The following is a 22,168-nucleotide window of genomic DNA, read 5'->3' on the forward strand; positions in this document are numbered from 1 at the left end:
GCAGCGGCAGAATCTTTTAATGCGAAGATCAAAGCTTTCAGAGCACAGTTTAGGGGAGTCAGAGATAAGGCGTTCTTTTTATACAGACTTACTAAATTATATGCATAAAATGAAAATCCCTCAGAGTTTTACGTTGATCCAAATATTCTAATCGGAGAAGATAGGGGGAGAAACAAAAAAGAATCGCAGAAGTGCGATTCTTTTTATTTAGTTGCGGAGATCCGACTCGAACGAATGACCTTTGGGTTATGAGCCCAACGAGCTACCAACTGCTCCACTCCGCGATTTTGTGAGTGCAAAGGTACGGCTTTTAATTGAATATGCAAATATATTACCTATTATTTTTAATAAAAAATGCATCTTAATGCATAACACATTGATAGATAGTCTACTAATAAATGAACTTTTTTCTATCGCTTTCCTTCCTTATTGTTAATAAAATAATCATTTTCTTGTAGGTTATGCAGAAATGTTTTACTTTTGCACATATAATAAAGCAATGTGCAATTAATCTATGACCGTATCGAAGACAAAAGCTAAATTAGTAGACGTTGCCCGTCAACTCTTTGCAAAGATGGGTGTCGAGAATACTACAATGAATGATATCGCCCTCGCTTCTAAGAAAGGTAGGAGAACCCTCTATACCTATTTTAAGAGCAAGGAAGATATTTATTTGGCGGTTGTTGAATCGGAATTGGATATTCTCTCGGATATGATGAAGCGGGTGGCGGAGAAGAATATTCAGCCGGACGAGAAACTGATGGAGATGATTTATACTCATCTGGATGCGGTGAAAGAAGTGGTTTTCCGCAATGGTACGCTTCGTGCAACCTTCTTCCGTGACATCTGGAGAGTAGAAAAGGTGCGCAAGCGTTTCGATGCTAAGGAAATCCAACTTTTCAGAGAAGTGCTTCGCGAAGGTATGGAGAAAGGCGTTTTTCAGATAGACGACTTGAATATGACCGCCGAGATTGTACACTATAGCGTCAAGGGCATTGAAGCTCCCTATATCCGTGGACATGTCGGGGCTTACCTCGACGACGAGACGCGCGGTAATTACGTGACTCGCCTGGTGCTTGGAGCCTTAAGAAAGAAATAAATTACATTAATCAATAACTTAAAAATTGTATGGGATTATTAGATGGTAAAACAGCCATTGTAACCGGTGCTGCTCGTGGTATCGGTAAGGCTATCGCTTTAAAGTTCGCTCAGGAAGGAGCAAATATCGCATTCACTGACTTGGTGATTGATGCAAATGCAGAAGCTACGGCAAAAGAACTCGAAGCATTGGGTGTAAAAGCTAAAGGCTATGCTTCTAATGCGGCCAATTTTGAAGATACCGCCAAGGTAGTAGAAGAAATCCATAAAGACTTCGGTCGCATTGATATTCTGGTTAACAATGCAGGTATTACACGCGATGGTCTGATGATGCGTATGAGCGAACAACAATGGGACATGGTTATCAACGTTAACTTGAAGTCAGCCTTCAACTTTGTGCATGCTTGTACTCCGATTATGATGCGTCAGAAAACAGGTAGCATTATCAATATGGCTTCTGTAGTAGGTGTTCATGGCAATGCCGGTCAAGCAAACTATGCCGCTTCTAAAGCAGGTATGATTGCATTGGCTAAATCTATCGCACAAGAATTAGGCTCTCGTGGCATCCGTGCTAACGCCATCGCTCCGGGCTTCATCCTTACCGATATGACCGCCGCTTTATCCGACGAAGTAAGAACTGAATGGGCTAAGAAAATTCCTTTGCGTCGTGGTGGTACTCCTGAAGATGTAGCAAACATCGCTACTTTCTTGGCTTCTGATATGTCTTCATACGTATCAGGACAAGTTATCCAAGTAGATGGTGGTATGAATATGTAAAAAAATGACTGTCATATACGAAGACAATCATATCATAATAGTCAACAAGACCGCTTCCGAGATCGTTCAGGGAGACAAAACAGGAGATACACCGCTTTCGGAAACCATAAAAGAGTATCTGAAAGAAAAGTACAACAAGCCTGGTAATGTCTTTATCGGTGTTACCCACCGGCTGGACCGCCCCGTAAGCGGTCTTGTTGTTTTTGCCAAGACCAGTAAAGCGCTTTCACGATTGAATGAGATGTTCAAGAACAGTGAGGTGAAGAAGACCTACTGGGCGGTGGTGAAGAACCAGCCACGCGAGGTTGAAGGCGAGTTGGTGCACTATTTGGTACGTAACGAGAAACAGAACAAAAGTTATGCGTATGAAGAAGAAAAGCCGGGCAGTAAGAAAGCTATCCTGCACTACCGGCTCATCGGAAAATCGCAGAACTACTATTTGCTGGAGATAGACTTGAAGACCGGACGTCATCATCAGATTCGTTGCCAGTTGGCAAAGATGGGATGTCCCATTAAAGGTGATTTGAAATACGGTTCTCCACGCTCTAATCCGGACGGAAGTATTTGCTTGCATGCACGCTTTATTCGCTTTGTGCATCCGGTATCGAAGGAAGTGATAGAGGTGGAAGCACCTGTACCTTCCGGTAATCTATGGAATGGTTTTGAATCTATATAAACCAACTTAAAACTACTCATAATGAAAAAAATCACGATTTTATCAGGCTTGCTGCTTCTGGTGGGGTTGGCAATCCAGGCACAGGAACGGGTTACCAAGTACAATGTGCGCCCTGCTGTGGTAGTACGAACTCCTATTCAGGGAGATAGTATCAACTTGACGGGAGATAAGTTTACACTTGGCGATCTTCTGAAAACGAAGATTAACATCGACTTTGAAGGTCAACCCTTTGAAAGTCTGACGGCGGATACGTCGGGCTATGTATCTGTGAAGAAAGCAGATAAAGATAATCTTTTTTATCTCTTCGCTACTAATCTGCGTGCGGAACGCTTTATGAAAGGCAAGTTAAACATTTATTCTCCTGCTCGCTTTGAAGTATTTGTAAATGGTGAATCTAAACAATCTAAAGATACCTCAGAAGATAGTTTGTCGCAAGTTCGTCCTACGGCGGTAAGTCTTCGTTTAGAGCCTGAAGCCGATTATGAAATTGTCATAAAACTACTCTCCAATGCCGATGATAAGACTCAACCCGTATTGAAATGTGAATTTGAAAAAGATAAGGACTTTGCCAATGTGGGTTGCCAACTGGCACCGGACTTAACAAGACGTCTGGCTCTGGCTAATACCTTTTTCGGTAGCCGTGTAAGCGGAGTGTCACTTTCGCCAAATGGTAAATATCTGCTGACCCGGTATTCGGATAACTATTCAGTGGATCGCTCCAAGGTACGTTGCGAACTGACTGAGGTGAAGACCGGACGTGTTATATTGCCCAATGCGGATAAAGAAATGTCTTGGATGCCGGTCAGCAATAAATTGTATTATACGGTTGATGGCAAACAACAGAAAGACTTGATAGTCTTTGATCCCGCTACTATGCGTGAGGAAGTATTGTTCACCAATGTTCCCGAAGGATATTTCACATGGTCGCCTACGGAAGATTATCTGATTTACTCTCCTAAAGACGAAGGCGAGAAAGTCAGTGGACCATTGAAACGAATCTTGCATCCCGATGATCGCATTCCAGGTTCACGTAATCGTTATTATCTGGTGAAATACGATGCGACGACCGGACTTTCCGAGCGCTTGACATACGGTAGCCACAATGTTTACCTCAACGATATTTCTCCTGATGGTAAGAAATTGTTGTGCTCTACCTCCAAGTCGAATATCACCAAGTGCCCGTTTTCTCTTTCTTCTTTATTTGAGATAGATTTGGCTACATTGAAGGTTGATACTCTGATTACGTGGGATGCTTATTTGGGAGGCGGAGCTTATTCGCCCGATGGAAAGCAACTCTTATTAACCGGCGGACCCGCCGCCTTTGGGGGTATCGGAGAGAATTGCGCACCGCATCCTATCTCCAATGATTTTGACACGCAGGCGTTCATTATGGACTTATCCACGAAGAAGATAACTCCTATCACTCGCGACTTTAATCCTACCGTATCTCCTTTGTCCTGGAATCGTGTGGATGGTTGCATCTATTTCAATACTACTGATGAAGATTGCAGAAACATCTATCGCTATTCACCCAAAACCGGAAGTTTTGAGAAGCTACCGCTTGATGAAGATATAATATCTTCGTTTACGTTGTCAGCGGATAACCCGTCTATAGCAGCTTACGTAGGAGGGGGAAATACCAGTTCAGGTGTTGCATACTTATATGATGCAAAGAAGAAGACGTCGACTTTGCTGGCCAATCCGATGAAGTCTACTTTGGACAAGATCGAATTGGGCAAGATGGACGAATGGAACTTTACGGCCGCAGATGGTACGTTGATTAAAGGTATGATATGCTTGCCGCCATCCTTTGACCCGAACAAGAAATATCCGCTTATCGTTTACTACTATGGTGGAACGACTCCTACTCCGCGGGGAATTACTTCTCCCTATTGTGCCCAGCTTTTTGCTTCACGCGATTATGTGGTTTACGTCATTCAGCCTAGCGGTGCCATCGGGTACGGACAAGAATTCTCTGCCCGCCACGTCAACGCATGGGGCGAACGTACCGCTGATGAAATTATTGAAGGTACAAAGAAATTCTGTGCAGACCATTCTTTTGTCGATGCCAAACGAGTGGGATGTATAGGTGCTTCTTACGGTGGATTTATGACGATGTATTTGCAGACTAAAACGGATATTTTTGCCGCCGCCGTCTCGCATGCCGGTATCAGCAACGTAACCAGTTATTGGGGCGAAGGTTTCTGGGGATATTCTTATAACTCTGTAGCCGCCGCCGAAAGCTATCCTTGGAATAATCCGGATCTGTTTACTAAAAATGGCGCATTGTTCAATGCTGATAAGATTAAGACTCCGTTGTTACTATTGCATGGCACGGTAGATACCAATGTACCTATCGGCGAGAGCATCCAATTGTATAACGCCCTGAAGATATTGGGTAGAACCGTAGAATTTATTACGGTTGATGGGGAGAATCACATTATTACGGATTATCCTAAACGTGAGTTATGGAATAATTCAATAATGGCTTGGTTTGCCCGTTGGTTGCAAGATAGTCCGGCATGGTGGAATGATCTTTATCCCGAACGCCATTGGTAATGAAGAATTAAGAATAAAAAAAGCCGTTCCCTAGAATAGACAAGTTGGGAACGGCTTTTTTATTAGTGTGCTTACTGTTATTGGGCCACTACTGCTGTGTCAGGCACGTTCTTGACCGGTTGCACAGAATCTGTGATAACAGTGTCGTTAGACATAGATGTCATAGACGGTTGTTGTACAGAAGTCTTTGCCTGAGCCAAGAACGAACCTCCACAAACAAACATAAACAGGGCTGCTACTAAAACTAATTTCTTCATAATCTCATTTGCTTTTAAGTTGATATATATATTGTTAGTTAGGCTTAAGTGTCTTGTTCTATTGTAGAGTTTGACGCTTACGTGTTATATAGGTCAAATGATGTGCCAAAGAATGGACTTGAATGTTAAGTGATTGAATGATAGGTTTGTGGTTGTAATGGCACAATGTGGAATAGTGTGGAAAAGTGTGGAATGTGTGGAAAGGAGTGTGGAATTATTCTACACTTTCCAATCAAAGAAACTATGCTTTTTAGTCGAAGATACTATAAAGTTTGAGTTTGTTGTACAAAGTTTTGCGGTCGATACCAAGTAGTTGGGCGGCACGGCTCTTGTTGTTTCCGGTCTGACGTAATGCTTCTATAATTTGTTGTTTTTCGGCTTCCTCATTGCGCAAGGGGAGTCCTACGGGGATTGGCGCGGGTTCGTTCAGTTCACTCAATTCGTCGATGGTTATGAACTTGCCTTGGGCTAGCAGGGTGGCACGACGTACAATATTCTTCATTTGACGCAAGTTGCCCGGCCAGTGATATTCCAGTAGTGCTTTGGATGCTTTTTCATCGAAACCGATCAGATGCTTGTCCAGTTCACGGTTGGCCTGATCGAGGAAGAAGTTAGCAAAGAGCAAGATGTCTTCGTGGCGTTCTTTCAATTGGGGCATACGTAGGGTAAATTCATTGATGCGGTGAAAAAGATCTTCGCGGAAAGTTCCTTTTTCAATGGCTTGCTCTAAGTTTTCGTTGGTTGCTGATACTAAACGTACGTCGACTTGTATTTCTTTGTTCGAGCCTACCGGACGGATTTTACGCTCTTGCAAGGCGCGGAGCAATTGTATTTGCACTTCGTAGCTCAGGTTTCCTATTTCGTCGAGAAAGATAGTACCTCCATTGGCGGCAATAAAGGCTCCGGTCTTATCGGTGATGGCACCTGTAAATGCACCTTTCACGTGTCCGAAGAACTCGGAAGCGGCTAGCTCTTTAGGAATAGAACCGCAATCGATGGCAACAAACGGCTGGTCGGCACGCTTGCTAAGCTGATGGATGCGATGGGCAACGTATTCTTTTCCTGTTCCACTGGCACCGTTGATGAGCACCGACATATTGGTGGGGGAAACAAGTTTTACATAATTATAGAGTTGCCGGGCGGCGTCACTCTCTCCTTCAAGGTAATCGGAGGAAAGGGAGGTGCCTTCTGAACTCTTCTTTTCGATGCTCTTCTGAGGAAAATTTTCTTCTCTTTCGAAAGGCACGTTTAGCGCTTCTTCCAATTTCTTTAGCAACTCATCCGGATTCACGGGCTTGGAGATGTAATCGCAAGCACCTAGTTTCATGGTTTGTACCGCCGATTGTATATCGGCATAGCCGGTCATGATAATAAGCGGTATCGAAAGTCCGCGTTCGCTCAACCATTTCAACAAATCAATCCCATCTTTATCGGGCAATCGCAAGTCAGACAAAATCAGATCTACGCTTTCCGTCTCAATATGTTTTTGAGCACGGGCAATGCTGCTGACGGACGCTACCTGAAAACCTTTTTTCCCAAGCCACGTTTTAAGCATCATGCCGTAAGTTATGTCATCTTCTACGATTAAAATGGATCTCATCGCCTTTGTATTTTATCTCTTTTATGATACAAAGGTAAGCGGTTTTGCTTGAAAATCGTATATTTGCAAACTTAAATTAAACAAAAAGTAAAATGAAAAGGAATCTCATAGTATTATTAACCATACTGCTTTGTGGCTTGACAGCTTGCAAATCGGGACAAAAGAAAGACGGAAATATGGAAAAAGAAACGAAATTGAAGATTGAGACAAGTGCGGGTGATATCATCGTGAAATTATACAATGAAACACCGCAACACCGTGATAATTTCATCAAACTGGCAGAAAACGGTACATACGAAGGTACATTGTTCCACCGCGTTATTAAAGAGTTTATGATTCAGGCAGGCGATCCGGAGTCAAAGAATGCTCCGAAAGGAAAGATGCTGGGTGCAGGTGATGTAGGTTATACGATTCCTGCCGAATTTGTTTATCCGAAGTACTTCCATAAGAAAGGAGCACTTTCGGCGGCACGTCAGGGTGACAATGTGAATCCGAAGAAGGAGTCTTCCGGTTGCCAATTTTATATCGTAACCGGAAAAGTATATAGTGATTCTACTCTGTTGGGTATGGAGCAACAAATGAACCAGGCGCGTCTGAACAATGCTTTTAATGCACTGGCTAACAAATATACTAAGGAAATCTACAAGATGCGTAAAGCCGGAGATCAGGATGGATTGATGAATTTGCAGGATACTCTGATTGCACAGGCCGAAGCACAAGTTGCCAATGAACCCGAATTCCGTTTTACACCGGAGCAAGTGAAAGCGTATACTACCGTTGGTGGTACTCCTCACTTGGATGGTGAATATACCGTATTCGGTGAAGTGGTAGAAGGTATGGATATCGTTGATCAGATTCAGAAGGTGAAGACTGATCGTAGCGATCGCCCGGAGGAAGATGTTATCATTAAGAAAGTAACCGTGATCGACTAAAATAGAACGCGAATTACACAAATTACACAAAATCTTTCGTAGAAATTTAATTTGTGTAATTTGCGTAATTCGCGTTCCTTCTTAATGATTATGAAAATAAACAAACTGACCCTTGATAACGGTTTGCGACTGGTGCACCACGAGGACACCAGTACGCAAATGGTTGCATTGAATATAGTCTATGATGTAGGTGCGCGCGACGAGCATCCCGATCATACAGGTTTTGCACATCTCTTCGAACACCTGATGTTCGGCGGTTCGGTGCATATTCCCGATTATGACGCTCCTTTGCAATTGGCAGGTGGAGAGAATAATGCGTGGACCAATAACGACATAACCAATTACTACCTTACCGTCCCCAAATCTAATGTGGAAATAGGCTTTTGGCTGGAATCCGACCGTATGTTGGAACTGGCTTTTAGTGAACAAAGTCTTGAAGTGCAACGCGGAGTGGTGATGGAGGAGTTCAAGCAACGTTGTTTGAATCAGCCATACGGTGATGTGGGGCATTTGCTACGCCCATTGGCCTATCAGACGCATCCCTATCGGTGGCCGACTATCGGCAAAGAACCCTCTCATGTTGCTAACGCTACTTTGGACGAAGTGAAATCGTTCTTCTTTCGCTTTTATGCACCCAATAATGCCGTGCTGGCGGTTACGGGAAACATTTCATGGGAAGAAACCGTCAGACTGGCCGAGAAGTGGTTTGGCCCTATTCCCCGGAGAGAGGTTCCGATGAGACAGCTACCTCAGGAGCCTATTCAAACAGAAGAACGCCGATTGACGGTGGAACGCAATGTCCCGCTTGATGCCCTATTTATGGTTTTTCATATAGGTCGTCGGGGCGATGCTGATTATTATGCATTCGATATCCTTTCGGATATTCTTAGCAATGGACGTTCCAGCCGCTTTAACCAACGGTTGGTGCAAGAAAAAAAACTATTCTCGAGTATAGATGCCTATATTTCCGGTACACGGGATGCAGGCTTGTTCCATATCAGTGGTAAACCCTCGGTGGGCGTATCGTTGGAGCAGGCGGAAGCTGCCGTTCGTGAGGAGTTGGAAGAATTAAAACATTCTCTTGTGGGCGAGCAGGAACTGGAAAAAGTAAAGAACAAATTTGAATCTACCCAGATATTCGGTAACATCAACTATTTGAATGTTGCCACAAATCTCGCTTGGTATGAACTGACCGGTGAGGCGGAAGATATAAACCGTGAAGTAGACAATTACCGGGCGGTTACCGCAGAACAACTCCGTATGGTAGCGGAAGAAGCGTTCCGTAAAGAAAATGGGGTAGTATTGTATTATAAAAAGCAGATAAACAAATGAGATTTTAGCGCAGCCTAAGCCTGAAGGGCTTTTATCCTATAGCCCAGGGTAACACCCTGGGTACAGATAACAGGTTGTTAACATTGCGCCCTGAAAGGGCAAAATTCTCTATACATGTCTTATGCCCTTTCAGGGCGCAGAGTGTGTGAGCATCCAGAGTCCCAGGGCGATGCCCTGGGCTATAGGATAAAAGCCCTTCAGGCTTAGGCTGCGCTAAATTCTCATTTACTTAACTATTGATTATGAAGAATTTTATTGACACATATAAGAACCATTATAAAGCGCTATTCCTTTTAGGTCTTCCTATCGTTATCGGACAGGTAGGGGTTATTGTCCTCGGCTTTGCAGATACGTTGATGATTGGTCATCATAGTACTCCGGAGTTGGGAGCCGCCTCCTTCGTAAATAATATGTTTACGCTTTGCATCATCTTCAGTACAGGTTTCAGTTACGGATTAACCCCAATCGTAGGAGGATTCTATGGCAACCGCCGTTTCGCGGAGGCGGGACAGGCATTGCGTTGTAGTTTGGTAGCCAATGTGTTGGTGTCATTATTGTTGACTTTGATAATGACCATTCTCTATTTCAACGTCGACCGACTAGGGCAACCCGAAGAACTAATGCCTCTTATAAAACCTTACTATCTGGTGTTGCTGGCTTCTTTGGTATTTGTTATGCTCTTCAATGGCTTCAAGCAATTTACCGATGGAATCACTGATACCAAAACCGCCATGTGGATATTGCTGGGTGGTAATGCTCTGAATATTATCGGTAACTACATCCTTATCAATGGTAAGTTAGGTTTTCCCGAAATGGGATTGCTTGGGGCAGGTATAAGTACCTTGTTCTCCCGTATTGTCATGGTGCTGGTATTTGCATGGATAGTTCTGTATAGCCGTCGTTTTATCCGTTACCGTATCGGTTTCTTCCGTTTAGGATGGTCGAAGCCACTCTTCAAGCAACTCAATGCCCTTGGGTGGCCTGTAGGTATGCAGATGGGAATGGAAACAGCTTCCTTTAGCCTGAGTACTATTATGGTGGGATGGCTGGGTACTATCGCATTGGCTTCGCATCAGATCATGCTGACTATCTCTCAATTCACCTTTATGATGTTTTATGGCATGGGGGCGGCGGTCGCCGTACGTGTCAGCAACTTTAAGGGGCAAGGAGATATGCAGAATGTGCGCCGTTCGGCGTATGCCGGTTTTCATTTGATACTTTGTATGGAAGTAGTGTTGCTGAGTATTGTCTTTGCTTTGCGGAGTCATGTCGGTGGTTGGTTTACGGATAGTACGGAAGTGGCCGCCATGGTATCGGCTTTGTTCTTCCCCTTCCTTATTTATCAGTTTGGCGACGGATTGCAGATAAACTTTGCCAATGCCTTACGCGGTATTTCGGATGTGAAACCCATGATGTTTATAGCATTTATATCTTATTTTATTATATCTTTGCCTGTAGGATACCTCTGTGGCTTTATCTTCGGTTGGGGATTGGTAGGTGTATGGATGGCTTTCCCGTTCGGACTGACTACCGCCGGGCTGATGTTATGGCTGAGGTTCAGAATAAAAAGTGGTAAGGTGATAGAGTGATAAAGTGATAAAGTAGCTGCGCTATATATCACGGAGTATTATCCCGCTATCACCTTATCACTCTATCACCTTATCACCCTTTTATCATGAATAGTGTTTCCAAAGTCAAGATTGCCGTAGGTTACACCTTGTTACTTGCCGCCATGTTCCTTTCCTTGTTCTTTGTGCACAAGGAAATGGAAAACCTCATGCACTCCGAAGACGGGGATATACAATGGACGGATAGCCTGTTGACGCTTCTTCGGGAGAAAGATATGAATACCATACGCATTCTACGTACGCTAAGCGAGGCAAACGAAAGCATGGTGTCTGCTAGTGATATTGAGAACATCATTGCAAAGCAAGATTCGGTTGTTACCCAACAACGCGTACAACACCGCATCATATCCCATCGCGATACGGTGGTGACAAGCCCTAAGAAGAAAGGTTTCTTCCGCCGATTGGGCGAAGTGTTTGCGCCACCCAAGAAAGATACCGCCATTCAAGTAAAGACTTCACTCGAATTTGCTACCGATACGGTACTTGAAGCATACAATCCGGCAGACTCCCTGCACGAAAAGCTACGTGCCATTGCCAAGCAAAAAAAGGAAGGAAACACGGTAGTGCAACGACGCAAGCGTAACTTGCAACGTCTCGACCACATGCTCACCGCACGAATTGACACCTTATTGAAAGATTATGAAGAAGAAACCCTGGCCCGTGCCCTTGCCGAAACAGAGAAGCAACAAGCGGTACGCCAACGTTCTGCCGGTATCATCGGTGGCATTGCGATTGGAGCGGTTCTGCTTTCCGCTTTCTTCCTTATAATTATCGGACGTGATATTACCCGTAGCAACCGCTATCGCCGTGAACTGGAAGAAGCCCGCCGGCGTGCCGAAGACTTGCTTGCCTCACGAGAGAAACTGATGCTCGCTATCACCCACGATTTTAAAGCTCCCCTTGGTTCTATCATGGGTTATGCCGACTTGCTATCCCGCCTGACCGTAGACGAACGCCAGCGCTTCTATCTGGATAATATGAAAACCTCTTCCGAGCATCTCTTGAAGTTAGTAGTCGATTTGCTCGATTTCCATCGCCTCGATCTTCATAAGGCGGAGATAAATCGTGTCTCCTTCCACCCCTCCCGATTGCTGGAAGAAATATACGTCAGCTTCGAGCCGCTCGCTTCTGCCAAGCGCCTTACGCTAAAGTGTGACATTGCTCCCGAACTGAATTCTACCTTTATATCCGATCCTCTACGCTTACGTCAGATCATTAACAACCTGTTATCCAATGCCGTAAAGTTCACCGAACAGGGCGGCATTACGATGACCGCTCGTTACGAGAACCGGAGTCTTGTAGTCGCTATATCCGATACCGGTCGAGGTATGGCACCTGCTGATCGTGAACGTATCTTCCAGGAGTTCACCCGCCTGCCCGGTGCGCAAGGCAAAGAAGGCTTCGGGCTCGGACTTTCCATTGTCCGTATGTTGGTACAATTGCTCGAAGGTACGATTGAAGTAGATAGCGTGCCTGGTAAGGGTAGTACCTTCACACTTCGTGTTCCCACTCCTAGAGTTGAAAGTGGAAAATTGAAAGTTGAAAGTTGCCATGCGGGGTGTGAGGGGCATGCGCCGCATGGTAACTCTCAACTCTCAACTTTCAACTCTCAACTTAAGAAGCTTCTTCTTATCGACGATGATCGTATTCAGCTTACCCTAACCGCTGCTATGCTCTCTCAGAGTGGCATTGCTTCGGTGTCCTGCCTGCAAGTAGATGAATTGCTGGATGCCTTACGTTCCGATTCTTTCGACCTGCTCCTTTCCGATGTTCAGATGCCTGCTATGAATGGGTTCGATTTATTGCAACTGCTGCGTGCTTCAAACATACCGCAAGCCCGTTCCATCCCTGTGATAGCGGTTACCGCCCGTAGTGATATGAAGCGGGAGGAATTTACGGCGCACGGTTTCGCCGGTTGTCTGCATAAGCCTTTCACCGTGCAGGAGTTGTTGCAGGAAGTAGATCCCGCATCAACGACGGATATCAATGCATCATCGATGGATACCAATCAAGAACTTCCGTCTTCTGATACGAACCCGGGTTATCACTTTTCCGCCCTGACCGCTTTCTCCGGTGATGATCCCGAAGCGGCAAAGTCCATCATGGAAAGCTTTGCCTCCGAAACCCGTCTCAATGCCGAGCGTTTGCAAAAGGCGATAGATGCCCGGAATATGGATGAAGTAGCTGCTGTTTCCCACAAGATGATTCCAATTTTCACCTTGATTGGTGCCACCGAATTGGTAAATCTACTCAAGTTACTGGAAGTTTTGCGGGGCACTCCCTTTACCTCGGAACAAGAGGATCGGGCGCATGGTGCACTTGTTCTTATCGAGAGTGTTATAGGGCAATTGACAAGTTCTCCGATTTTACAAGTTTAGTTGCTACTGCAAAGTCGTTGAATTAGTAGTAATTTCAGTGCAAATTAGCAGTTTTTATGTTATTGAAAATTAGTATCTTATCGTGATACATAGGTAGGGTACGCTCGTATCCACAAGCAGAAACGTCCGTATCCACAGGCGGAAACGCTCGTATCCACGTATGGGAACGCCAGTATCCCCTTGTGGGGACGGCCGTATCCTCTAGTGGGAACACTCGTTTCCCCTAATGGGTACGAAGTTTTCTTCTGTAGAAACTGGTGGCAAGGAGTAATAAGGAGGTTTTATGTTACTAAGCTTTACTAGCTTCAACTAATAATTTCCCCGTTCTGATCTATCTCTACTCTTTTTATTTTTCACCTGCAAGCAACCAAATCTCAGCAGAAATTGTTTACTTTGTATCGCTTTAGATATTGACATTCGATATATGTTCTGATGAGAAGAAAATGGTTGAAAATAGCACTTTGGGTGCTGCTTACTCCTGTTGTACTATTTATAATACTGATGATATTGCTTTATGTGCCTCCTGTACAAAGTTTTATACGGAAGCAGGCAACGGCGATAGCATCGGATGCTACGGGTATGGATATATCTGTAGATCGTATCGATCTTCGGTTTCCTTTGAATCTGCTGGTACGTGGTGTATTGGTGGTGCAACCTGCCGATAGTGCAGTTCATGTACAACGTCCCGACACCTTGCTGAGTCTTGAAAGCCTGAACGTACGCGTGCAGGCTTGGCCTTTGTTTAAAGGAAAGGTCGAGATAGATGATATTACACTCAAAGAAGTCTTCGTTAATTCCTCTAATTTGGTAGAAGGTATGCGGATAAAGGGTACTCTCGGACGCTTCTTTCTTGAAAGTCATGGCATAGACTTGAAAAAGGAAGACGCTCTGTTGAACAGCATCGAGTTGAGTGATACCCATGTGCAAGTAATGCTTGCCGATACCACCGAAACCCCGAAAGACACTACTGAAACCGCCCTTAACTGGAAGATCACCCTTCATGCTTTGAAGTTAAAGAACGTCTCGGTAGATTTGTTGATGCCGCTCGACTCCATGCGCTTGGCAGCTCATCTCGGTGATGCCGAAATTTCCGAAGCCGCCGCCGACTTAAAGAACCAGTTCTATGGCTGGAAGAAGTTCCTCCTTACCGGTACTTCCGTCAATTACGACACCGGAAACCTGAATCCTACCGATAGCATTGCTTCAAAACCTGCCGAAGGTTTCGACCCTGCACATATCGCTTTGCGTGATATCCGTCTGGGCATCGACTCGGTAATGTACTATGGCAGAAATATGAACGCCGTCATCCGTGAGTTCTCCATGAACGAACGTTCCGGACTTAGTGTGACTTCGCTTACCGGTCGTCTGCTTTCCGATTCAACTACCCTGCGCATTCCTTCGCTAAAGTTGCTTACACCGCATAGTGAAATGGACCTTTCCGCCCAAACCTATTGGGAACTGATAAATATCCCTACAACCGGACGCCTGACCGCCCGCTTCAATGCCCGCATCGGCAAAGAAGATGTACTGCTCTTTGCCGGAGGCTTGCCCAAAACCTTCAAGGAAGCTTATCCTTTCCGTCCGCTAGTCATTCATGCCGGTACAGAGGGAAACTTCAAACAGATGCAAATCTCCCGCTTTTCAATCGATCTGCCCGGTGCTTTCTCGCTCAGTGGTGGTGGTGAGTTCTGGAATCTGACCGATAGTCTGACCCGTACCGGAAAGATGGACTTCGAGATGCAAACGCAGAACCTGAACTTCCTGACCGGACTTACCGGTCTGACTCCTGACGGCTCTATCGTTGTGCCGGATAGCATGAATTTGGTTGCCCGCCTCGGCGTGGAAGGCACGCAATGTACCGCCGACTTGAAACTGAAAGAAGGCGAAGGGATTCTAGGACTGGATGCCGCCTATAATCTATCTACCGAAGCCTATCATGCCAATCTGGGTATCGATGCTTTGCAACTCCATCATTTCCTGCCCAAAGACTCCATCTATACTTTGACGGCGCATATCTCCGCCCGGGGAAAAGGGGTGGATATTGCATCCCGCAAAACCGTTGCCGACTTGGAGGCTTCTCTGAAAGAGTTGCAATACGGACGTTGGAACATCTCCGGGGTAGACCTGAAAGCCGGATTAAAATCTTCGGTTGCTACGGTGAACCTGACCAGCGATAATACTTTATTGAAAATGCAAGGGGATGCCGATATGCATCTCGACCGCCGCTATCTGGATGGTAAGCTCGACATCAATGTAGAAGAAGTGGATTTGTATAAACTGGGCTTTGCTCCCAAACCATTGAAACATCCGTTTGCTTTCCACTTTGGTGCGGAGGCACGTCACGACTCTATCAAGGTGAGGCTTGATGCCGGAGATTTGGATCTTCAGCTCCGTGCCCGTAGTACTTTGAAGAAACTAATGGATCAATCTGACGAATTTGTCCGTCTGTTGACCAAACAGATACAGGATAGCCACTTGGATCATGCCGCCTTGCGTCGTGTATTGCCCTCAGCCGGCATGACGCTGACCGCCGGAAAGAATAATCCGGTCAGCTACTTCCTGGCAACGAAAGATATATCCTTCAACGATTTTACGCTTCGTTTTGGCTTTACACCAACACGAGGTATCAATGGACGTACCGCCATCCACGGGTTGCGAATGGACTCTTTGCAACTCGATACCCTGTTCTTTGCCGTCCGACAAGATACCGCACTTATGAAGTTGCAAGGCGGTGTTATCAACGGACCTAAGAATCCGCAATTCGTCTTCCGTAGTACACTGACGGGGGAGATTCGTAATGAAGATGCCGAATTGACCGTTGACTATGTGGACGGACAGGGACAAACCGGTGTGTTGTTCGGCGTCAATGCCCGCCCGTTGACCAAAGGAAACGGACAGGGAAATGGAGTACTATTGCATTTGATTCCAGCCGAACCGATCATTGCTTTCCGTAAGTTCCGCTTTGTAGATGATAGCAACTGGATATATCTGCATAAGAATATGCGAGTCTATGCCAATGTGGACATGGATAGTGACGACGGCCTTTGCTTCCGTATGCAATCTAACCCGCAAGATACGATCTCTCTCCAAAATATAAACGTTGAGTTAAGTCGCCTTCGTTTGGATGAATTGAGTGATGTATTACCCTATCTGCCTCGACTTACAGGCTTGCTATCTGCCGAAGCTAATTATGTGCAGACGGCTACTTCTTTGCAGGTATCCGCCGAAGCCAATGTAGAGAAACTGACCTACGAGAATCAACCGGTAGGAGATCTTGGTGTGGGTGCTTCCTGGTTGCCGGGCGAGCATAATACCCATTTCCTGAATACTTATTTCACATACGATAATCAGGAAGTCTTGACCGCCAACGGAGTTCTCACACAAAAAGATGGTAAGGATACTCTGGAAGTGACTACCAGCTTTGAACACTTCCCGCTCAAAATGGCGAACGCCTTTATCCCCGATCAGATGGCATCCTTTACCGGAGACATCGACGGTGGTTTATACATTTATGGTCCCTTGGAGAAACCGAAAATGCACGGTGATATCTCGTTGGATAGCGTATCAGTTTTTGCTCGTCAGGCAGGAGCCCGTTATTGGTTTGATAACCGACCGTTGCAAATAAAGGACAATAAGCTGATATTCGACAAATTTGCCATCTATACCACTAGTAAGAATCCATTTACGATTGATGGAAATATAGATTTCCGCAATATGCAACGCCCCACGGCTAATCTCGATTTATTAGCTCAGAACTATACCCTGTTGGATGCGCCTCGTACGAAAGAGAGCCTGGTTTACGGTAAAGTGTTCGTCGATCTCAATGCTACCGTCCGTGGTCCGCTCGATGGGTTGACTATGCGCGGAAACATGAACCTGCTGGGTAATACCAACGTGACATACGTACTGACCGACTCTCCTTTAACGGTAGAAGATAGACTCGACGGACTGGTTACCTTTACTTCCTTTAATGACACCACTTCCGTAAAGGAAGACGAAGCTCCGACTATGTCTTTAGGAGGTCTGGAAATGTTTATGTCGGTTCATATAGACAATGCCGTGCGTTTGCGTGCCGATCTGAGCCCCGACCGTAGTAAGTTTATCGAGCTGGAAGGCGGTGGTGACTTGAACCTGCAATATACGCCTCAGGGTGATATGAATCTTACCGGGCGCTATACCCTTTCGGGCGGTGTAATGAAGTATTCTTTACCTATCATTCCATTGAAAGAGTTCCAATTCAACCCCGGAAGTTATGTGGATTGGCGGGGAAATATAATGAACCCCACGCTTAACCTGAAAGCTACCGAGCGTATACGTGCTTCGGTTGCCGATGGTAATGGAGATGGCTCACGTATGGTGAACTTCGATGTTTCTATCTCTATAAAGAATCGTTTGGAAGCCCCCGAACTGATCTTCGACATTGCTGCTCCTGAAGATGCAACCATTGAGAACGAGTTGCAGGCAATGGGAGCTGATGAACGAAGTAAGCAAGCTATTGCCATGCTAGCTACGGGTATCTATCTGAACGGTGGTGGTAAAGGCGGAGGTCTGAGTATGGGTGCCGCCTTGAATAGTGTACTTCAGAGTCAAATAAACTCTCTTGCCGGTTCGGTGAAGAATGCTAATATCAGTGTCGGTATAGAAGACCGTACTTCTGCCGAAACCGGTGATACGCAGAAGGATTTCAGCTTCCGTTATTCCCAGCGCTTCTTCAATGACCGTGTGCAGATTATTATCGGCGGTAAAGTATCTACCGGTGCCAATGCAACGAATGACGCCGAATCGTTTATTGATAATATATCGTTGGAATACCGCCTCGATACATCAGGAACTCGTTATATGCGTGTGTTCTATGATAAAAACTATGAAAGTGTGCTCGATGGTGAAATAACCGAGACTGGTGTCGGTCTCGTACTCCGTCGTAAAATGGATCGCTTAGGTGAGCTTTTCATCTTTAAGAAAAAGAAGAAAGAGGTGAAAAAGGAGGAAAAAGCGGAAAGTGATAAGGCGAAAAAGTGATAAGTGATATGAAACGACTGATAATATATATAATAGGATTCATATTTTTGGCAGGTTGCTCTACTACCAAACATCTGCCCGAAGGGGAAATACTGTATACCGGGCAAAAGCCGATGATTGTATTGAACCGTAGTCTGACTCCGGTAGGGGAGACTGCTATGGAGGAGGTGGATGCCGCACTTGCCACGGCACCCAATTACTCACTACTGGGAAGTTCTACCATGCGTATTCCATTCCCCTTTGGTTTGTGGGTTTATAATGATTTCCAGAAATATCAGAAAGGTTTGGGCAAATGGATATTCAATAAGTTTGCATCTACTCCTATATTCTTATCTACGGTAAATCCGGAAATTCGTCAGAAAGCGGCAGCTAATTTGTTGCGTGATTATGGTTACTTTAATGGTACGGTCAGTTATAAAACTTTTATTGATCCGAAAGATTCATTGAAGGCGAAGTTGCAATATACCGTGGATATGCGTAACCCTTACTTTATTGATACGGTGTTTTATCGTGGCTTTAACCAACGTACTTTACGTATCATGGAACTGGGTCGCCGCCACTCGCTTATCAGTCCGGGAGAACAATTCAATGTGACCGATCTTGACGGAGAACGTACTCGTATCAGTACTCTGTTGCGTAACGTGGGATATTACTATTTCCGACCCGATTATCTGACTTATCAGGCAGATACGACGATAGTGCCCGGAGGGCATGTCATGATGCGCATGATACCTGTTCCCGGTATGCCTGCCGCCGCTCAAAAACTCTATTTTGTGGGCAATAGGTCCGTATATCTGATGGGCAAGCAGGGAGAAGCTCCCAATGACAGTATAGATTATAAAGGGCTGGCTATTCATTATTACAACAAACCCGGCGTACGCCCTAACATGCTCTATCGTTGGCTGAACTATCAGGGTTATCGACGTAAACGTCAGGTGCAGGATAGTGCAGGTATCTCTCGCCAACGTGCTATGCAGGATCTTTATAGTTTGTATCGTCAAACCCGTATTCAGGAACGTTTAGCTAATGTGGGTATTTTCCGTTATGTTGAAATGCAATATATTCCGCGCGATACGACATTAGTTTCCGATACGCTTGATATGAAAATCTATGCGGCACTTGATAAACCCTACGATGCCGAGTTTGATTTTAATGTCAAGATGAAGAGCAACAATCAAACAGGACCCGGAGCCTCATTCACATTGACTAAGAATAATGTGTTTGGTGGTGGTGAGACATGGAATGTAAAGCTGGAAGCCTCCTATGAGTGGCAAACGGGTAAAGGTAGCAGTTCTTTGATGAATAGTTATGACTTTGGTGTATCTTCTTCGTTGATGTTTCCCCGTGTTGTCTTTCCACGACTGGGTAGTAGGGAATATGACTTTCCGGCAACAACTACATTCCGTATCAATGCCGATCAGATGAATCGTGCCAAATATTACAAATTGCTGGCTTTCGGTGGGAACGTTACATACGACTTCCAGCCCAAGCGTACTTCAAAGCATAGTATTACTCCTTTCCGGTTGACTTTCAATGTGCTTCGTGATCCGACGCTAGCGTTCGATACTTTGCGGGATGAAAATCCGGCACTTTACGTCAGTTTGAGAAATCAGTTTATTCCTGCAATGGAGTATACCTATACATACGATAATGCCTCTTTGCCAGGTAAACGCAATCCTATCTGGTGGCAATCTACGGTAGCTTCGGCAGGAAATCTTACTTCGGCCATTTACCGCATCTTTGGCGAACCTTTTAATAAGCGTGAAAAGAAATTGCTCGGTGTGCCTTTCGCACAGTTCATGAAATTGAATTCCGAATTACGTTATCATTATCGGATAGACAAGAACCAGATGATTGCATCACGTATTGCAGGTGGGGTAATCTGGTCTTACGGTAATATGCTGACCGCTCCTTATACGGAGCAATTCTATATTGGTGGTGCCAATAGTGTGCGTGCATTTTCGGCGCGGAGTATTGGTCCGGGAGGGTATCCACCCAATAAGGAGAAGAAATATATGTATATCAATCACGTCGGTGATATCCGTATGGAAGCGAATATAGAATATCGTTTCCGTATTATAGGCGATTTGCATGGCGCTTTGTTCCTGGATGCGGGTAATGTTTGGTTGATGCGAAAAGATGAAGCTCGTCCGGGTGGTGAACTGACGATGAAGAACTTTGGCAAACAAATTGCGTTGGGTACGGGAACCGGTTTGCGCTATGACTTGGATTTTCTGGTTTTCCGTCTCGATTTGGGTATTGGCCTGCACGATCCGTATGATACGGGTAAGTCCGGTTATTATAATATTCCTAAATTTAAGGATAGTATGGCGTTGCACTTCGCTATCGGTTATCCGTTCTAAAAATGTACGTTTTTGAATGATTTGTAGTAAAGAATGAACTATTTGTTCCCTTTAAGGGAGAAATTATTCGTAAATTTGCCGGCGTAATCAACGATGATACACTAACCTTTTTAATAATAACTAGTATGAAACCTACTTTATTCCTACTGGCAGCCGGTATGGGCAGCCGTTATGGTGGCTTGAAACAATTGGACGGACTAGGTCCTAATGGCGAAACTATTATGGATTATTCAATCTATGATGCTATTAATGCCGGTTTCGGTAAGCTCGTTTTTGTAATTCGTAAGGACTTCGAACAAGACTTCCGTGACAAGATTATTTCTAAATATGAAGGTCATATCCCATGCGAACTGGTGTTCCAGTCTATCGATGATCTTCCTGAAGGCTTCACTTGTCCTGAAGGTCGTACTAAACCTTGGGGAACTAATCATGCGGTAATGATGGGTGCCAATGTAATCAAAGAACCGTTTGCCGTTATTAATTGCGATGACTACTATGGTCACGATTCATTCATAACTATGGGTAAGTTCCTTTCCGAATTGCCCGAAGGTTCAAAGAATGTATATTCAATGGTAGGTTTCCGCATCGGCAATACACTGAGTGAAAGTGGTACTGTATCCCGCGGTCTTTGTAGCAAAGATGCTAATGGTTTGTTGACTTCTGTAGTAGAGCGTACCAAAATCCAACGTATGGATGGCGAAGTGAAGTATATCGACGACAATGGCGAATGGACGGCTACTCCCGAAACGACTCCGGTCAGCATGAACTTCTGGGGTTTCACTCCCGATTACTTTGCTTATAGCGAAGAATTCTTCAAGTCTTTCCTTAGTGATCCGAAGAATATAGAGAACCTGAAGAGTGAATTCTTCATCCCGTTGATGGTTGATAAATTGATTACGGATGGTATCGCTACTTGTGAAGTGCTCGATACTACCAGCAAATGGTTTGGCGTAACTTACCCTGAAGACCGTCAGGATGTAGTAGATAAGATTCAGGCATTGGTGGATGCAGGTGAATATCCTGCGAAGCTGTTCTAAGAACTGATAACAGATAACAGATAATAGAAGGATCTGCCTCTTTACCGGGCAGATCCTTTTTTATTTTAGGACGGTTTGGTTTGGATTCGATGAGAGATCTATAATCTGATTATAGCTTCGCATGCTTCGGCTACCGCAGGATGATGGGTAACGAAGATAAAAGTTTTACCGGTGTAGCTATTTCGCAGGTTCTTTATGAGTTGGTATTCTGTTTCAGGATCGAGTGCCGATGTTGCTTCATCCAAAAGAAGAATACTACCGGGGCGTAGGAGAGCTCGGGCTATGGCAATGCGTTGCGCTTGTCCTTCGCTTAATCCGCCTCCTTGTTCGTTGAGTGAAGAGTCAATACCGTTAGGAAGCTTAAATACGAAATCGGCGGTAGCGGTATGTAAGGCTTGGTGCATGTCTTCATCTGTGGCTTGCGGATTGCCCATAAGTAGATTGTCGCGGATTGTGCCGCTAAATAGGGTATTGCCTTGGGGAACATAAACAAAGTTACTCCGGGTTTGAGG

14 protein-coding genes and 1 tRNA gene are annotated in these 22,168 nt (G+C 45.0%); 11 read left to right on the plus strand and 4 right to left on the minus strand.

The features are described 5' to 3' along the window. Nucleotides 1–211: 211 nt before the first annotated feature. Nucleotides 212–284, minus strand: a tRNA-Met gene (locus Q1W14_RS20895). A 230-nt stretch (nucleotides 285–514) separates the two neighbouring features. On the opposite strand from Q1W14_RS20895, the gene Q1W14_RS20900 reads away from it, so the two are divergent. The 4 genes from Q1W14_RS20900 to Q1W14_RS20915 are packed head-to-tail and all read left to right on the plus strand — an operon-like array spanning nucleotide 515 to nucleotide 5,110. Continuing rightward, nucleotides 515–1,099 (plus strand): TetR/AcrR family transcriptional regulator, encoded by a 585-nt coding sequence (locus Q1W14_RS20900; RefSeq protein WP_300704702.1) that lies wholly within the window; start codon nucleotides 515–517, stop codon nucleotides 1,097–1,099. A 29-nt stretch (nucleotides 1,100–1,128) separates the two neighbouring features. Then, complete coding sequence (fabG, locus tag Q1W14_RS20905) at nucleotides 1,129–1,875, plus strand: 3-oxoacyl-[acyl-carrier-protein] reductase (RefSeq protein WP_300704704.1); 747 nt, start codon at nucleotides 1,129–1,131, stop codon at nucleotides 1,873–1,875. Nucleotides 1,876–1,879: 4 nt separating this feature from the next. Continuing rightward, complete coding sequence (locus tag Q1W14_RS20910) at nucleotides 1,880–2,551, plus strand: RluA family pseudouridine synthase (protein ID WP_300704705.1); 672 nt, start codon at nucleotides 1,880–1,882, stop codon at nucleotides 2,549–2,551. Nucleotides 2,552–2,572: 21 nt separating this feature from the next. After that, entirely contained in the window at nucleotides 2,573–5,110 is a 2,538-nt protein-coding gene (locus Q1W14_RS20915) for a prolyl oligopeptidase family serine peptidase (protein WP_300704706.1), read from the plus strand. 77 nt (nucleotides 5,111–5,187) lie between these two features. Here Q1W14_RS20915 and Q1W14_RS20920 read toward each other — a convergent pair whose 3' ends face one another. Continuing rightward, nucleotides 5,188–5,367, minus strand: coding sequence for a hypothetical protein (locus Q1W14_RS20920; RefSeq protein WP_300704708.1), 180 nt, complete (start codon nucleotides 5,365–5,367; stop codon nucleotides 5,188–5,190). Between the two features lie 250 nt (nucleotides 5,368–5,617). Then, on the minus strand, nucleotides 5,618–6,967 hold the full coding sequence (locus Q1W14_RS20925; protein WP_300704710.1) for a sigma-54 dependent transcriptional regulator: 1,350 nt from the start codon (nucleotides 6,965–6,967) through the stop codon (nucleotides 5,618–5,620). Between the two features lie 92 nt (nucleotides 6,968–7,059). On the opposite strand from Q1W14_RS20925, the gene Q1W14_RS20930 reads away from it, so the two are divergent. The 7 genes from Q1W14_RS20930 to Q1W14_RS20960 all read left to right on the plus strand — a co-directional run bounded on the left by Q1W14_RS20930 (nucleotide 7,060) and on the right by Q1W14_RS20960 (nucleotide 21,656). Then, nucleotides 7,060–7,899: a peptidylprolyl isomerase gene (locus tag Q1W14_RS20930; protein ID WP_300704711.1), complete on the plus strand. Its 840-nt coding sequence runs from the start codon at nucleotides 7,060–7,062 to the stop codon at nucleotides 7,897–7,899. A gap of 90 nt (nucleotides 7,900–7,989) precedes the next feature. Further along, nucleotides 7,990–9,231, plus strand: a complete 1,242-nt coding sequence (locus Q1W14_RS20935) for a pitrilysin family protein (protein WP_300704713.1) — start codon at nucleotides 7,990–7,992, stop codon at nucleotides 9,229–9,231. A 242-nt stretch (nucleotides 9,232–9,473) separates the two neighbouring features. Then, nucleotides 9,474–10,820, plus strand: coding sequence for an MATE family efflux transporter (locus tag Q1W14_RS20940; protein WP_300704714.1), 1,347 nt, complete (start codon nucleotides 9,474–9,476; stop codon nucleotides 10,818–10,820). A gap of 86 nt (nucleotides 10,821–10,906) precedes the next feature. Further along, entirely contained in the window at nucleotides 10,907–13,237 is a 2,331-nt protein-coding gene (locus Q1W14_RS20945; RefSeq protein WP_300704716.1) for an ATP-binding protein, read from the plus strand. A gap of 432 nt (nucleotides 13,238–13,669) precedes the next feature. Further along, nucleotides 13,670–18,256: a translocation/assembly module TamB domain-containing protein gene (locus Q1W14_RS20950; protein WP_300704717.1), complete on the plus strand. Its 4,587-nt coding sequence runs from the start codon at nucleotides 13,670–13,672 to the stop codon at nucleotides 18,254–18,256. A gap of 8 nt (nucleotides 18,257–18,264) precedes the next feature. Beyond that, on the plus strand, nucleotides 18,265–20,619 hold the full coding sequence (locus Q1W14_RS20955) for a BamA/TamA family outer membrane protein (protein WP_300704718.1): 2,355 nt from the start codon (nucleotides 18,265–18,267) through the stop codon (nucleotides 20,617–20,619). 125 nt (nucleotides 20,620–20,744) lie between these two features. Next, nucleotides 20,745–21,656: a nucleotidyltransferase gene (locus Q1W14_RS20960; RefSeq protein ID WP_300704720.1), complete on the plus strand. Its 912-nt coding sequence runs from the start codon at nucleotides 20,745–20,747 to the stop codon at nucleotides 21,654–21,656. A gap of 98 nt (nucleotides 21,657–21,754) precedes the next feature. Here the strand turns inward: Q1W14_RS20960 and Q1W14_RS20965 are convergent. Next, nucleotides 21,755–22,168 (minus strand): ATP-binding cassette domain-containing protein (locus Q1W14_RS20965; protein WP_300704722.1); only part of this gene is annotated, 414 nt, incomplete at its 5' end.

Source organism: Bacteroides sp. (assembly GCF_030151085.1).
Taxonomy (GTDB): Bacteria; Bacteroidota; Bacteroidia; order Bacteroidales; family Bacteroidaceae; genus Bacteroides.

Coding starts and splice junctions, on each gene's coding strand:
- Q1W14_RS20900 (WP_300704702.1), top strand. CDS start 515: ATGACCGTATCGAAGACAAAAGCTAAATTAGTAGACGTTGCCCGTCAA.
- fabG (WP_300704704.1), top strand. CDS start 1,129: ATGGGATTATTAGATGGTAAAACAGCCATTGTAACCGGTGCTGCTCGT.
- Q1W14_RS20910 (WP_300704705.1), top strand. CDS start 1,880: ATGACTGTCATATACGAAGACAATCATATCATAATAGTCAACAAGACC.
- Q1W14_RS20915 (WP_300704706.1), top strand. CDS start 2,573: ATGAAAAAAATCACGATTTTATCAGGCTTGCTGCTTCTGGTGGGGTTG.
- Q1W14_RS20920 (WP_300704708.1), bottom strand. CDS start 5,367: ATGAAGAAATTAGTTTTAGTAGCAGCCCTGTTTATGTTTGTTTGTGGA.
- Q1W14_RS20925 (WP_300704710.1), bottom strand. CDS start 6,967: ATGAGATCCATTTTAATCGTAGAAGATGACATAACTTACGGCATGATG.
- Q1W14_RS20930 (WP_300704711.1), top strand. CDS start 7,060: ATGAAAAGGAATCTCATAGTATTATTAACCATACTGCTTTGTGGCTTG.
- Q1W14_RS20935 (WP_300704713.1), top strand. CDS start 7,990: ATGAAAATAAACAAACTGACCCTTGATAACGGTTTGCGACTGGTGCAC.
- Q1W14_RS20940 (WP_300704714.1), top strand. CDS start 9,474: ATGAAGAATTTTATTGACACATATAAGAACCATTATAAAGCGCTATTC.
- Q1W14_RS20945 (WP_300704716.1), top strand. CDS start 10,907: ATGAATAGTGTTTCCAAAGTCAAGATTGCCGTAGGTTACACCTTGTTA.
- Q1W14_RS20950 (WP_300704717.1), top strand. CDS start 13,670: ATGAGAAGAAAATGGTTGAAAATAGCACTTTGGGTGCTGCTTACTCCT.
- Q1W14_RS20955 (WP_300704718.1), top strand. CDS start 18,265: ATGAAACGACTGATAATATATATAATAGGATTCATATTTTTGGCAGGT.
- Q1W14_RS20960 (WP_300704720.1), top strand. CDS start 20,745: ATGAAACCTACTTTATTCCTACTGGCAGCCGGTATGGGCAGCCGTTAT.